Genomic DNA, 13,184 nt, shown 5'->3' on the forward strand with positions numbered 1-13,184 from the left:
AGGACCCCGCCATGCTCACTCTCACCGATGTCACCCTCACCTACCCCGACGGCACCGACCGCCTGACCGCACTCGACCGGGTGAACCTGCACGTCCCCGGCGGCACCATCGCCGCCGTGACCGGCCCCTCGGGCTCAGGCAAGTCGAGCCTGCTCGCGGTGGCAGCCACGCTGATCCGCCCCGACTCGGGCACCGTCGTCCTCGACACCGATTCGGGCACAGTCGATCTCGCCACCCTGAGCAGGCGCGCCGCAGCCACCGTGCGCCGATCCTCGATGGGCATCGTGTTCCAGCAACCGAACCTGATCCCCGCCCTCACCGCCGCCGAACAACTGGAGGTCACCGCGCACCTCGGCGGACGCACCCGCACACCACGCGGCGAAACCCACACTCGCGCACTGACACTGCTCGACGCCGTCGGCCTCGCCGACCAGGCACACAAACGCCCCGCCCAACTCTCCGGCGGCCAACGCCAACGCGTCAACATCGCCCGCGCCCTGATGAACGACCCCGCCCTACTCGTCGTCGACGAACCCACCTCCGCCCTCGACTCCGAACGCGGCGCCGCCATCATCGACCTCATCACCACCATCGCCCGCACCCACCGCGCCGCCACCATCCTGGTCACCCACGACCCCACCCACCTACACCGCATGGACGCCGTCTACCGCATGGTCGACGGCCACCTGACCACACGAGTGCGCCAAGCGACCTGAAGCATCGACCAGAACCTCGGTCACCGGCCGTGTCGATCGGACGCGAGATGAATCGTCATCATGGTGTCCGGCGAACATCCACCGAGCCGGACTCGACGAGAGGACAGATCATGCGCTACGCACTCGTGCTCAACCACGGCGAACCCGCTCCCGGCGACATCCCCGAGGAGATGATCCAGCAGACGCAGGCCGCGTTCGCCCGCTATGCCGAGGACCTGGTGTCCTCGGGCGTGCTGGTCGGGGCGGAGATCCTGCAGCAGAGCGCCGCGACAACGCAGGTGACGCTGCGTGGGGGCGCGCTCGAGGTCCAGGACGGTCCGTTCGCCGAATCGAAGGAGATGCTCGCCGGCGTCTTCGTGATCGAGGTGCCCGATCTCGACGCGGCGCTGGCCTGGGCGGAGAAGTGCCCGGCGGCGCAGTACGGGGTCATCGAGGTGCGGCCGGTCGCCACCTCGATCATCGGCGGGCAGTGGACCGACTCGTGCCGGCTGGAGAGCTGACCGACGCCGTGCGACGGCGGGTCGCCGAGGTGACCCGCCGCTCGTACGGTCGGCTGCTCGCGCTGCTCGCCGCGCCGACCCGCGACATCGCGGCGGCCGAGGACGCGCTCTCGGATGCGTTGGAGCGCGCACTCGACCGCTGGGTACGCGACGGAATTCCGGCCAATCCCGAAGCGTGGCTGCTGACCGTGGCACGCAACCGGCTGCGCGACAGCTACCGATCGGCCGCGTTCCGGACATCCGTGCCGTTGGACTCCGTCACCGACGACCCGAGCAGCACCACACAGGTGAGCGAGGAAGCGGTGCTGCCGGACCGGCGCCTGGACCTGCTGTTCGTGTGCGCCCACCCGGCGATCGCCGCCGCCATCCGCACACCGCTCATGCTGCACACGGTGCTCGGTGTCGAATCCGCCCGAATCGCAACGGCTTTCGCCATTCCGGCGACGACGATGGCGCAGCGGCTCGTCCGCGCGAAACGCAAGATCCGTGACGCCGCGATCCCCTTCGCCGTCCCCGAGCCCGACGCGCTGCCCGAACGGCTCGACGCGGTGCTCGAGGCCGTCTACGGCGCGTACGCGATCGACTGGCAGGGTATCGCCGGGATGTCGGAGCGGGAAAGCCTGGCCGGCGAGGCCACCCACCTCGCCCACACACTCGCCGAACTCCTGCCGACCGAGGCGGAGGTCCTCGGCTTGGCCGCCCTCATCGACCTGTCCGTCGCCCGTGGACCGGCCCGGCTCAGCGCCGACGGCGTCCTGATCCCCGTCGACGAACAGGACGTCTCCCGATGGGACGGGGCACTGATCACCGAAGGCGAGGCGCTGCTCGCACGGGCGCACACGCAGGGCCGAATCGGCAGATTCCAATTGGAAGCGGCCGCCCAATCGGTCCATTGCCATCGCCGAACATCCGGCACCACGGACTGGAAGGCCCTGGAAACGATCTACCGCGCCCTGGTGGCCACCGCGCCGACCCTCGGCTCGATGGTCTCACTGGCCGTCGTCCTCGGCGAGGTACACGGCCCCGCCGCCGGCCTCCACCACCTCGACACCCTGGCCGCGAACACCGACCGCTTCCAACCCGCCTGGGCCGCCCGCGCCCACCTCCAGGCCCGCGCCGGCCAGAACGCCGCCCCGGCCTACGACCGCGCGATCGCCCTCACCGTCGACGCGCCGATGCGGAAATTCCTCGTCGCCCGCCGCGCCGAGCTCGACCGAACACGCTGAACGTCGGGCTACGACGCGCCCGGCGACACCCAGTTCAGACCAGCCGCTTCCGCCGCTTCACCCAATCGCTTGTCGAAAGTGATCAGCGCTTACAAGGCACACTGAACCGATGACCGAGCCGAGGCAGCTGATCGTCGTCGATGCCGCGAATGTGATCGGCTCCCGACCCAATGGCTGGTGGAAGGATCGGGCCGGGGCCGCGCGGCGACTGCTCGCGGATCTGGCGGGGCTGAGCGCTCGACTGCCCGAGACCACCTCGATCGCCGTCATCCTCGAGGGCGCGGCCAAGGCCGGAGCCGACGGCACCGAACCCGCTGCCCCGCGGATGACGGTCGTCCTGGCCGAACGGTCGGGCGACGACAGGATCGTCGAGGTGGTCGCGCAGGCGAGCGACTTCGACCAGATCACGGTCGTCACCGCCGACCGCGAACTTCGTTCCCGCGTCCACGATCACGGCGCCGAGACCGTCGGGCCCAGCTGGCTGTGGAGCCAGTTGGACTGACCGCGTCTACCGGCGGTTGCCCTCGATCAGGTCGGTGACGGTGCCACCACCCTCGACCGGCTCGACTGCGGCGCGCTCGGCTTCACTCGCACGCTGAACCCGGCCCTGTTGACGCAGGCGCTCCAAGGGCTGGCGGTGCGAGTCTGTTGTCAAGGCCGCCAGCGCCATCTCACGAAGAACCGGACGCGCCCTGATCGCGGTGGCCTGGCTTGCGCTGTGCGGAGTCGAGTTGATCAGACCGAAGGCGGCGTGGGCTTGGATACGGGCGGTTTCCTCGGCCAGGTCGGGGTCGAGGTCGCGCAGGACGCCGACCCAGATCTCGACGTACTGGCGCTGGGTGCGGCGCAGGGTGCGGCGGTCGGGGGTGGGGACGTTGTCGAGGTCGCGGTCCTGGATGCGGATGAGTTCGGGGTTGCCGAAGGCGAAGTCGAGGTGGAAGTCGACCAGGCCTTCCAGGGCGGCGGCGGGGGTATCGGACTCGTGGACGACGGCGTGGCCGCCCGCGAGCAGCCGCTCACTGATCCCGACGAGCAGCTCGACGAGCAGTGCCTCTTTGTTCGCGAAGTGCCGGTAGACGGCGGGACCGCTGATGCCGACGGCCGCGCCGAGGTCGTCCAGGCGCACGCCGAGGAAACCGCGATCGGCGATGAGCCGGGCACCCGCGTCCAGCAGCTGCGCGCGACGCTCGGCTTTCAGCTGCTCGCGACGGGTCACGGGGACTGGCTCGACGGTGGCCACAGCGAATCTCCCTCCACCCGGTCTGGACAACTCGGTTAGTCCAGATTAACCTGAATTTCAGTTATTGGCGATTAACCGGGCGACAGGATGACGTGATGACGGTTACGCACGATCTGGGCACCGAGACCGCGACCGGCAATCGGGCCGCGCACGCCGCGCTGGTCGACGACCTGCGTCAGCGGCTGGCCACGGTCGCGCTCGGCGGCCCGCTCAAGTCGCGGGAACGGCACGTGGCCAGGGGCAAGCTGCTCCCCCGCGAGCGGATCGACGAGCTGCTCGACCCCGGCAGCCCGTTCCTCGAGCTGGCCCCGCTGGCGGGCAACGGCATGTACGACGACCAGTGCCCCAGCGCGGGCGCGATCGCGGGCATCGGCCGCATCGCCGGTCGCGAGTGCCTCGTCCTGGCCAACGACCCGACGGTCAAGGGCGGCACCTACTACCCGATCACGGTGAAGAAGCACCTGCGCGCGCAGGAGGTCGCCGCGCAGAACAATCTGCCGTGTGTGTACCTGGTGGACTCCGGGGGCGCGTTCCTGCCGCACCAGGACGAGGTGTTCCCCGACCGCGAGCACTTCGGCCGCATCTTCTACAACCAGGCGAACATGAGCGCCAGAGGCATCGCCCAGATCGCCGCCGTGCTCGGCTCGTGCACCGCGGGCGGCGCGTATGTCCCCGCGATGGCCGACGAGGCGGTGATCGTGCGCGACCAGGGCACCATCTTCCTCGGCGGCCCGCCGCTGGTGAAGGCGGCGACCGGCGAGGTCGTCACCGCCGAGGATCTCGGTGGCGGCCTGCTGCATTCGCGCACCTCCGGTGTCACCGACCATCTGGCCGAGGACGACCGCGACGCCCTGCGCATCGTGCGCAATATCGTCGCCACCCTCGGCCCGCGCCCCGAAGCGCCGTGGGAGGTACTGCCCACCACCCCGCCCGCGAAGCCGGAGGACGAGCTCTACGACGTCGTCCCCGTCGACCCGCGCACCCCTTACGACGTGCGCGAGGTGATCGACCGGATCATCGACGGCGAGAACGGCTTCCACGAGTTCAAGGCCGAATACGGCAAGACCCTGGTCACCGGTTTCGCCCGCATCCACGGCCATCCGGTGGGCATCGTCGCCAACAATGGCGTGCTGTTCAGCGAATCCGCCATGAAGGGCGCGCATTTCATCGAACTGTGCGACAAGCGCAAGATCCCGCTGCTGTTCCTGCAGAACATCACCGGCTTCATGGTCGGGCGCGATTACGAGGCGGGCGGCATCGCCAAGCACGGCGCGAAGATGGTCACCGCGGTGGCGTGCGCGCGGGTGCCGAAGCTGACCGTGGTGATCGGCGGTTCCTACGGCGCGGGCAACTACTCCATGTGCGGGCGCGCGTATTCGCCACGCTTCCTGTGGATGTGGCCGAACGCCCGCATCTCGGTGATGGGTGGCGAGCAGGCCGCCTCGGTGCTGTCGACGGTGCGCGGCGATCAGCTCGACAGCGCGGGCAAGCCGTGGTCGGAAGCGGATCAGGAGGCGTTCAAGGCCCCGATCCGCGAGCAGTACGAGACCCAGGGCAACCCCTACTACGCCACCGCGCGCATCTGGGACGACGGCGTGATCGCGCCATCGGACACCAGAACCGTGCTCGGCCTTGCCCTTTCGGTGTGCGCGCAAGCGCCGCTCGAACCCGTTTCCTACGGCGTCTTCCGGATGTGAGCGACATGCTGAACAACTCCACCCCCGTCGAGTTCGACACCGTCCTGGTCGCCAATCGCGGCGAGATCGCGGTGCGCGTGATCAAGACCTTGCGCGCCATGGGTATTCGCTCGGTCGCGGTGTACAGCGATGCCGACGCCGATGCCCGTCATGTGCGCGAAGCCGATGTCGCGGTGCGCCTGGGCCCGGCGTCCGCGCGCGAGAGCTACCTGTCGATCGAGAAGGTCGTCGATGCCGCCGTGCGCTCCGGCGCGCAGGCCGTGCACCCCGGTTATGGCTTCCTGTCGGAGAATTCGGCGTTCGCCGCCGCGCTGGCCGATGCGGGCATCGTGTTCCTCGGTCCGCCCGCGAAGGCGATCGAGGTGATGGGCGACAAGATCACCGCCAAGAACACGGTCACCGCGTTCGGCGTTCCCGTGGTTCCCGGCATCGCCGAACCCGGCCTCACCGACGAGCAATTGGTCACCGCCGCAGCCGAAGTCGGCTACCCCGTGCTGGTCAAGCCCTCCGCCGGTGGTGGCGGCAAGGGCATGCGCCGGGTCGAGCGGGCCGAGGATCTGCCCGCCGCCCTGGTCAGCGCGCGCCGCGAGGCCGGTGCCGCCTTCGGTGACGACACCCTGTTCCTCGAGCGGTTCGTCACCCGGCCCCGGCACATCGAGGTGCAGATCCTGGCCGACAAGTTCGGCAATGTGGTGCATCTGGGCGAACGCGAATGCAGTTTGCAGCGCAGGCATCAGAAGGTGATCGAGGAAGCGCCATCGCCGCTGCTCGACGCCGAGACCAGGGCCAGGATCGGCACCGCGGCCTGCAATACCGCGCGCAGTGTCGACTATGTCGGTGCGGGCACGGTGGAGTTCATCGTCTCCGCCGACCGGCCCGACGAGTTCTTCTTCATGGAGATGAACACCCGGCTGCAGGTGGAGCATCCGGTGACCGAGCTGGTCACCGGTGTCGATCTGGTGGAATGCCAGGTGCGGGTGGCCGCGGGACAGAAGCTGGCCAAGAGCCAAGACGAAATCCATCTGGTCGGGCACGCCGTCGAGGCGCGCGTCTACGCCGAGGACCCGGGTCGCGGCTTCCTGCCCACCGGCGGCACGGTGCTCGCGCTCGACGAGCCGAGTGGCCAAGGCGTGCGGGTGGATTCGGGTCTGGCCGAGGGCACCGTGGTCGGCAGCGACTACGACCCCATGCTGTCGAAGGTGATCGCTCGCGGCGACACCCGCGCCGATGCCCTCGCCGCGCTCGATCGCGCGCTGGCCCAGACCGTGCTGCTCGGGGTGACGAGCAATATCGAGTTCCTGCGCTTCCTGCTCGCTGACGACGACGTCCAGGCCGGGCGCCTCGACACCGCCCTGCTCGACCGCCGCGTCGCCGATTTCCGGCCCGCCACCGTCACCGACGACGAATTCATCGCCGCCGCGACCTATCACTGGCTGCGCCGGTGGCCCGCCACGAGCGCCGACCCGTGGTCGGTCCCCTCGGGCTGGCGGCTCGGCGCACCGGCACCGACCGTGCTGCGGCTCGCGGCGGGCGACCAGGTGCGCCATGTGTACCTCACGGGCACACCGGAATCCGCGACGGTGCGACTCGCGTCCGACAGCGCCGACAGCCGCTCGCTCACCGCCGCCCTGCACGGCGACCGCCTCACCCTCACCGTGGACGGACTCCGGCGCGTGCATCGCGTCGCCGAGGCCGAGGGCCAGGTGTGGGTGAGCACCGGCGGCAGCGTCGCCGTACTGCGCGAAGTGGCCGAGGCCAGCGTGCGTGGCGATGCCGCACACGTCGGCGACGCCGAGATCCGCAGTCCCATGCCGGGTTCGGTGATCGCGGCCCCGGTCGCCGACGGCGCGACCGTCGCGGTCGGCGACCCGGTGGTGGTCATCGAGGCCATGAAGATGGAGCACGCGCTCACCGCGCCGGTCGCGGGCACGATCGAGCTGCTGGTCCAGCCGGGCGCGCAGGTGAAACTCGACCAGGTGCTGGTCCGTGTGCTCGCCCATCCCGACAACGCCGCCGCCGCGGCGGACACCGAACGCGAAGGAACCCCAGCATGACCGACTACCTGTCGACCGGATCCCTGCCGGACGAGTACCGCCAGCTCGCCCTGACCGTGCGCGATTTCGCCCAGCAGGTCGTCGCCCCGGTTTCGGCGAAACACGATGCCGAGCACAGCTTTCCGTACGAGGTCGTGGCGGGCATGGCCGAGATGGGCCTGTTCGGCCTGCCGTTCCCCGAGGAGTTCGGCGGCATGGGCGGGGACTACTTCGCCCTGTGTCTCGCGCTCGAGGAGCTCGGCAAGGTCGACCAGAGCGTGGCCATCACCCTCGAGGCCGGTGTCTCGCTCGGCGCCATGCCGATCTACCGCTTCGGCGACGACAAGCAGAAGACCGAATGGCTGCCCCAGCTCACCAGCGGGCAGGCGCTGGCCGGATTCGGCCTCACCGAACCCGACGCGGGCAGCGATGCGGGCGGCACCCGCACGACCGCGATCGAGGACGGCGAGAGCTGGGTGATCAACGGCGCCAAGCAGTTCATCACCAACTCCGGTACCGACATCACCCGGCTGGTCACCGTCACCGCGGTCACCGGAACCAACGGGGGCAAGAAGGAGATCTCCACCATTCTGGTGCCGACCTCCACCCCGGGTTTCGTGGCCGAACCCGCCTACAACAAGGTCGGCTGGAACGCCTCGGACACCCATCCGCTCAGCTTCACCGATGTGCGCGTGCCGCGGGAGAACCTGCTCGGCGAGCGCGGCCGCGGCTACGCCAACTTCCTGCGGATCCTCGACGAGGGCCGCATCGCCATCGCCGCGCTGGCCGTCGGCGCCGCGCAGGGCTGTGTCGACGAGAGCGTGCGCTACGCCAATGAGCGGCAGGCCTTCGGGCAGGCGATCGGCCGCAATCAGGCCATCGCGTTCAAGATCGCCCGGATGGAGGCGCGCGCCCACGTGGCCCGCACCGCCTACTACGACGCGGCCGCGCTGATGCTGGCGGGCAAGCCGTTCAAGAAGGCCGCCTCCATCGCCAAGATGGTCGCCAGCGAGGCCGCCATGGACAATGCCCGCGACGCCACCCAGATCTTCGGCGGCAACGGCTTCATGAACGAGTACCCCGTGTCCAGGCACTACCGTGACAGCAAGATCCTGGAAATCGGTGAGGGCACGACGGAGGTGCAGCTGATGCTGATCGCACGGGAGCTGGGTCTGTGAGCGAGTCCCGTCGTGTGGTGCAGCGGGGACTGTGGTTCGAGGAGTTCGAGATCGGCACGGTCTACGAGCACCGGCCGGGCCGCACCATCACCGAGGCCGACAATGTCCTGTTCACCACGCTGACGATGAACACCCAGGCCCTGCACCTCGACGCCGCCTTCGCCGACGCGCAGCCGCCGTTCAACCAGCGGCTGGTGAACTCGATGTTCACCCTGTCCACGCTGATCGGACTCTCGGTCGCCCAGCTCACCCAGGGCACGCTGGTGGCCAATCTCGGCTTCTCGGAGATGTCGCTGCCCGCCCCGCTGTTCCACGGCGACACCATGTACGCCGAAACGCTGGTCACCGACAAGCGCGAGTCCAAGAGCCGTCCGGGTGAGGGCATCGTCAGCCTCACCCACACCGCCCGCAACCAGGACGGCGTGATCGTGGCGACGGCGGTTCGCCAGACGCTGGTCAGGAAGGCGCCACCGGCATGAGCGGCATGACGATGACCGGAGACAGTCCGCGCGCCTGGGAACCCACCGGACCGGCCTGGCTCTTCTGCCCCGCCGACCGTCCCGAGCGTTTCGCCAAGGCCGCCGCAGCCGCCGACGTGGTGATCCTCGACCTCGAGGACGGGGTGGCCGCCGCGGACAAAGACGCGGCAAGGAAGGCCCTGCTCGAGACCCCACTCGACCCGCAGCACACCGTCATCCGGGTGAACGCGGCCGACACCGACGAGCACGCGGCCGACCTGGCCGCCCTCGCGCAGACCGCCTACCGCCGCGTCATGCTCCCCAAATGCGAATCGGCCGAGCAGGTTCGGAGCCTGACCGGCTACGAGGTGATCGCACTGGTCGAGTCCCCGCTGGGCGCGGTCCGGGTCACCGACTCGATCGCCGCCGAGAATGCGATCGGCGTGATGTGGGGTGCCGAGGACCTGGTCGCCGGGCTGGGCGGCAACTCCAGCAGGCACGCCGACGGCAGCTACCGCGATGTCGCCCGGCACGTGCGCGCGACGAGTCTGCTGGCAGCCAAGGCCTTCGGCCGGTTCGCCCTGGACTCGGTGTATCTCGACATCAAGGACCTGGATGGCCTCGCGGCGGAGACACTCGACGCGGTGGCCGTCGGCTTCGATGCCAAGGTGGCCATCCATCCCAGCCAGGTCCCGGTGATCCGCGCGGGCTATGCCCCCGATCCCGGCGAACTCGACTGGGCACGCCGGGTGCTCGCCGAGGTACCGAACCATCGGGGCGTCTTCGCGTTCGAAGGGCGCATGGTCGACGCGCCGGTGCTGCGGCACGCGGAGCGGATCGTGCGCCGGGCCGAGCCGCTCGGCTGAGCACCACCCGTCGCGTAGGGCTCGCGCGCCGGGGTAATCATCGACCGGGCAGTTCCGGCCCGCGCAACCCAGTACGAGGAGGACAACCGGTGCAACCGCAATGGGAACCGACCGCGCAGGACATCGCATCGGCACGGATCACCGACTTCGCCGCCTTCGTCAGCGCGCGAACGGGCGATGAATACCCCGACTACCAGGCGCTGTGGCAGTGGTCGGTCGACGATGTCGCCGGTTTCTGGCAGGCACTGTGGGACTACTTCACGCTCGGTGAGACCGCGGGCGAGGTCCTCGGCAGCCGGGAGATGCCGGGCGCGCAGTGGTTCCCCGGCACCCGGCTGAACTACGTCGACCAGATCATCCGGATGGCCCAGCCGGGCCGGCCCGCGATCATCGCCCTGCGCGAGGACGCCGAACCGCGCGAGATCTCCTGGGCCGAATTGATCGAGCAGGTCACCGTCTTCGCCCGCACCCTGCGCGAACAGGGCGTCGAGGCAGGCGACCGGGTGATCGGCTATCTGCCCAATATCCCGGAGGCGGTGGTCGCCTTCCTCGCCACCGCGAGCATCGGCGCGGTGTGGAGCGCCTGCGGACAGGACTATTCGGCGAAGGCCGCGCTGGACCGGCTCGGTCAGCTCGATCCGACGGTGCTGGTCACCGCCGACGGCTACCGATTCGGCGGCAAGGACCACGACAAGCGCGCCGACATCGCGGCCCTCCAGGACGGTCTGCCCGGCCTGCGCGCGACGGTCGCGGTCTTCCAGCTCGGACTCGACGTCCCCGATGCCCTGCCCTGGGCGGACACGGTGGCCGACGCGGATCTCGGCATCATCGAGACCACCGCCGTCGACTTCGATCATCCGCTGTGGATCGTGTTCTCCTCCGGCACCACCGGCCTGCCCAAGGGCATCGTGCACGGGCACGGCGGCGTACTGCTCGAACACCTCAAAGCCGTGGCGCTGCAATCCGATATCGGGCCGGACGACACCTTCTTCTGGTTCACCAGCCCCAGCTGGATGATGTGGAACTTCCAGGTCGCCGGGCTGCTCACCGGCTCGACCATCGTCACCTACGACGGCAGCCCGACCGCGGGTTCACCGGATGCGCTGTGGCGCCTGGCCGCTCAAGTCGGCGCCACCGTGCTCGGCACGAGTCCCGGCTACGTGCTCGCCTGCATCAAGGCGGGCGCCGTACCGCGCACCGACCACGACCTCTCGGCGCTGCGCACCGTCGGCATCACCGGTTCGGCGCTGCCGGTGTCGAGTGCGCTGTGGCTGAACGAGAACGCGGGCGAGCACGTGCAGGTGAACTCGATCAGCGGCGGCACCGATGTGGTGTCGGCGTTCATCGGCGGCGCGCCGACCGTGCCGGTGTGGCCGGGCGAGCTGTCGGCGCCGTATCTCGGCGTCGCCCTGGACGCCTACGACGAGCAGGGCGCGCCGGTGCGCGGCGAGGTCGGCGAACTGGTGGTGACCGAGCCGATGCCGTCGATGCCGGTGCGCTTCTGGCGCGACGAGGACGGAAAGCGCTACCACGACGCCTATTTCGACACCTACCCCGGCGTCTGGCGCCACGGCGACTGGATCACGCTGACCGAGCACGGCAGCATCGTCGTGCACGGCCGCTCCGATTCCACCCTCAACCGCCACGGCATCCGGATGGGCAGCGCCGACATCTACCAGGTCGTCGAGCAGTTCCCCGAGATCGCCGAGGCGCTGGTGATCGGCGCCGAACAGCCCGACGGCGGCTACTGGATGCCGCTGTTCGTCGTCCTCGCGCCCGGCGCCGAACTCACCGAGGACCTGAAGACCAGGCTCTGCACCGCGATCCGCACCGAGGTCTCCCCGCGCCACGTCCCCGACGAGATCCGCGAGACCCCCGGCATCCCGCACACCCGCACCGGCAAGAAGCTGGAAGTGCCGATCAAGAAGCTCTTCCAGGGCGCCGACCCGGCCCGCGTGGTCGAACGCAGCGCCGTCGACGACCCGGCCCTGCTCGACTGGTATGCCCGGATCACCCCGCCCCACAAGGCCTAATACACTTCGAGCATGAATGTCGGCGAGTCTCGTGGGGCACGTGGATCGATGGTCGGAGTCACCGGGGAGGGTGTGCGGCGGCGGCCGAAGAACCGCCGGGCGCAGATCGCGGCCACCTCGGCCGTGGCGTTCGGAGCGGCCGGATATCACGGTGTGAGCATGGAGGACATCGCGGCCGGGCTCGGGATCAGCTCGGCGGCGCTGTACCGGCACTACCCGAGCAAGTACGCGCTGTTCCGGGAGGAACTGTTACGGGTCGGGCAGTCGTTCACCACCTCGATCGCCGTCGCGGACAGCGAGGAGTCCGCGGCAGAGCGGTTGCGGCACATGCTCACCGGACTCCTCGGTTCGACGGTGGCGAACCGGGCCACCGTCGCGCTGGTGCGCTGGGAGGGCCGCTATCTCGAACCCGCCGACCGGCTGGTGCTCGACGAGCAGCTCGCCTCGGTGCTCGACGCACTCGACGAACAGCTCGCGGTGCTGCGGCCGGAACTGTCCGCGGCGGACCTACGGCTGGTCTCCACCGGCATGCTCGGCGTGATCACCAGCATCGCCGACCATCACGCAGCGCTGCCCGCGCGCAGCCTGACCAGGCTGCTCGGCGCCGCGTGTATGTCGCTGTCCGAGGCCGGATTGCCGCCCGCGGCAACGGTTTCGGAACAGGCGACGCCGGTCGAGATCCCGGATTCGTTCAAACACGAACTGCTGCTGCGCAAAGCGGTCGAGCTCTTCCACGAGCACGGGTATCCCAACGTCAGCGTGGAGGACATCGCCTCGGCGGCCGGGCTCTCGGCGGCCTCGGCGGTGTACCGGTTCTACCGCGGCAAGAGCGACCTGCTCGCGGCCGCGTTCCGCCGCGCCGCCGACCGGGTCTCCGGCGCGATCGGTCCCGCCGTCGCGGGCACACCCGACAGCGCCGCCGCGCTCGACGTACTGATCGAGCAGTTCGTCACCGACACCTTCGACGAGCGAGCCCTCGCGGTCGTCTACTACGCCGAGTTCGGCCACGTGCCCGCCGAGGAGCGCGCGGTGCTGCGCAACATCCAGCGGCTCAGCGTGCAGGAATGGGCACGCCTGACCCGCGAGGTGCGCCCGGAACTGTCCGCCGCCGAGGCCCGATTCCTGGTGCACGCGGCCTTCGCGATGGTGATCGACCTCGGACAGGCCTTCGGCGACGATCCGATCGCCTGCCGGGCCCGGGTTGGTTTCCTGATGCGGCGGGTACTGCTCGGCTGAG

The 13,184-nt window shown here is 69.7% G+C and carries 11 protein-coding genes and 1 pseudogene; 11 read left to right on the forward strand and 1 reads right to left on the reverse strand.

From position 1 onward, the window contains the following. Positions 1-11: 11 nt before the first annotated feature. From ACFVVM_RS14020 to ACFVVM_RS14035, 4 genes are all read left to right on the forward strand, one after another. Positions 12-716, forward strand: coding sequence for an ABC transporter ATP-binding protein (locus ACFVVM_RS14020; RefSeq protein ID WP_387617393.1), 705 nt, complete (start codon positions 12-14; stop codon positions 714-716). A gap of 110 nt (positions 717-826) precedes the next feature. Further along, entirely contained in the window at positions 827-1,216 is a 390-nt protein-coding gene (locus tag ACFVVM_RS14025) for a YciI family protein (protein WP_387617395.1), read from the forward strand. Beyond that, positions 1,198-2,442: an RNA polymerase sigma factor gene (locus ACFVVM_RS14030; protein WP_387617397.1), complete on the forward strand. Its 1,245-nt coding sequence runs from the start codon at positions 1,198-1,200 to the stop codon at positions 2,440-2,442. The genes ACFVVM_RS14025 and ACFVVM_RS14030 overlap by 19 nt, the downstream gene beginning before the upstream one ends. Before the next feature lie 109 nt (positions 2,443-2,551). Beyond that, on the forward strand, positions 2,552-2,944 hold the full coding sequence (locus ACFVVM_RS14035; RefSeq protein WP_387617399.1) for an NYN domain-containing protein: 393 nt from the start codon (positions 2,552-2,554) through the stop codon (positions 2,942-2,944). A 150-nt stretch (positions 2,945-3,094) separates the two neighbouring features. Here the strand turns inward: ACFVVM_RS14035 and ACFVVM_RS14040 are convergent. Further along, positions 3,095-3,712, reverse strand: a pseudogene (locus ACFVVM_RS14040) (TetR/AcrR family transcriptional regulator); the annotation flags it as partial. A gap of 65 nt (positions 3,713-3,777) precedes the next feature. Here ACFVVM_RS14040 and ACFVVM_RS14045 point away from each other — a divergent pair. From ACFVVM_RS14045 to ACFVVM_RS14075, 7 genes are all read left to right on the forward strand, one after another. Next, a complete protein-coding gene (locus tag ACFVVM_RS14045) occupies positions 3,778-5,379 on the forward strand; it encodes a carboxyl transferase domain-containing protein (RefSeq protein ID WP_387617401.1) in 1,602 nt (533 codons plus the stop codon). A gap of 5 nt (positions 5,380-5,384) precedes the next feature. Further along, complete coding sequence (locus tag ACFVVM_RS14050; protein WP_387617403.1) at positions 5,385-7,433, forward strand: acetyl/propionyl/methylcrotonyl-CoA carboxylase subunit alpha; 2,049 nt, start codon at positions 5,385-5,387, stop codon at positions 7,431-7,433. Further along, on the forward strand, positions 7,430-8,590 hold the full coding sequence (locus ACFVVM_RS14055) for an acyl-CoA dehydrogenase family protein (RefSeq protein ID WP_387617404.1): 1,161 nt from the start codon (positions 7,430-7,432) through the stop codon (positions 8,588-8,590). Before ACFVVM_RS14050 ends, ACFVVM_RS14055 begins: the two co-directional genes overlap by 4 nt. Next, positions 8,587-9,069 (forward strand): MaoC family dehydratase, encoded by a 483-nt coding sequence (locus tag ACFVVM_RS14060; protein WP_387617406.1) that lies wholly within the window; start codon positions 8,587-8,589, stop codon positions 9,067-9,069. Before ACFVVM_RS14055 ends, ACFVVM_RS14060 begins: the two co-directional genes overlap by 4 nt. Next, on the forward strand, positions 9,066-9,914 hold the full coding sequence (locus tag ACFVVM_RS14065; RefSeq protein ID WP_387617408.1) for an HpcH/HpaI aldolase/citrate lyase family protein: 849 nt from the start codon (positions 9,066-9,068) through the stop codon (positions 9,912-9,914). The genes ACFVVM_RS14060 and ACFVVM_RS14065 overlap by 4 nt, the downstream gene beginning before the upstream one ends. Before the next feature lie 89 nt (positions 9,915-10,003). Further along, the gene (locus ACFVVM_RS14070) at positions 10,004-11,947 is read left to right on the forward strand and encodes an acetoacetate--CoA ligase (RefSeq protein WP_387617410.1); all 1,944 of its coding nucleotides are present in this window, start codon (positions 10,004-10,006) and stop codon (positions 11,945-11,947) included. A 12-nt stretch (positions 11,948-11,959) separates the two neighbouring features. Next, entirely contained in the window at positions 11,960-13,183 is a 1,224-nt protein-coding gene (locus ACFVVM_RS14075) for a TetR/AcrR family transcriptional regulator (RefSeq protein WP_387617412.1), read from the forward strand. Position 13,184: the final 1 nt, after the last annotated feature.

Origin of the sequence: Nocardia sp. NPDC058176 (genome assembly GCF_042883805.1) — a bacterium.
Lineage (GTDB): Bacteria > Actinomycetota > Actinomycetes > Mycobacteriales > Mycobacteriaceae > Nocardia.

What these genes read in the sequence shown, in the direction of transcription:
- ACFVVM_RS14050 (WP_387617403.1), top strand. Translation starts at nt 5,385, where the DNA reads ATGCTGAACAACTCCACCCCCGTCGAGTTCGACACCGTCCTGGTCGCC.
- ACFVVM_RS14055 (WP_387617404.1), top strand. Translation starts at nt 7,430, where the DNA reads ATGACCGACTACCTGTCGACCGGATCCCTGCCGGACGAGTACCGCCAG.
- ACFVVM_RS14045 (WP_387617401.1), top strand. Translation starts at nt 3,778, where the DNA reads ATGACGGTTACGCACGATCTGGGCACCGAGACCGCGACCGGCAATCGG.
- ACFVVM_RS14035 (WP_387617399.1), top strand. Translation starts at nt 2,552, where the DNA reads ATGACCGAGCCGAGGCAGCTGATCGTCGTCGATGCCGCGAATGTGATC.
- ACFVVM_RS14020 (WP_387617393.1), top strand. Translation starts at nt 12, where the DNA reads ATGCTCACTCTCACCGATGTCACCCTCACCTACCCCGACGGCACCGAC.
- ACFVVM_RS14025 (WP_387617395.1), top strand. Translation starts at nt 827, where the DNA reads ATGCGCTACGCACTCGTGCTCAACCACGGCGAACCCGCTCCCGGCGAC.
- ACFVVM_RS14075 (WP_387617412.1), top strand. Translation starts at nt 11,960, where the DNA reads ATGAATGTCGGCGAGTCTCGTGGGGCACGTGGATCGATGGTCGGAGTC.
- ACFVVM_RS14065 (WP_387617408.1), top strand. Translation starts at nt 9,066, where the DNA reads ATGAGCGGCATGACGATGACCGGAGACAGTCCGCGCGCCTGGGAACCC.